The sequence below is a fragment of the Psychrobacter sp. W2-37-MNA-CIBAN-0211 genome, assembly GCF_040309405.1.
Lineage (GTDB): Bacteria > Pseudomonadota > Gammaproteobacteria > Pseudomonadales > Moraxellaceae > Psychrobacter > Psychrobacter glaciei.
The window spans coordinates 1-267 of sequence record NZ_JBEOOU010000248.1; the positions used below are offsets into that span (position 1 = coordinate 1).

Annotated in this window: 1 protein-coding gene; it reads left to right on the forward strand. The window is 49.1% G+C overall.

Going from position 1 to position 267, the window contains the following annotated elements; translation table 11 throughout:
• Nucleotides 1-267: aminotransferase class I/II-fold pyridoxal phosphate-dependent enzyme (locus tag AAEY72_RS15100; RefSeq protein WP_352311383.1), on the forward strand; the 267-nt coding region annotated here is incomplete at both ends.

Sequence of the window (267 nt, forward strand, 5' to 3'; positions counted from 1 at the left end):
TTGCAGCTCAAGCTGCTGGTGCACGCAACATTTTGATCGCCACTGACGGTGTGTTCTCAATGGACGGCGTAATCGCTAACCTTCAAGGTGTGTGTGATCTCGCAGATAAGTACGGCGCATTGGTGATGGTCGATGACTCTCATGCAGTAGGCTTTATCGGTCAAAATGGTCGTGGAACCCATGATTACTGTAATGTCATGGATCGTGTCGACATTATTACCGGTACCTTAGGTAAAGCATTAGGCGGCGCATCGGGTGGTTTTACTG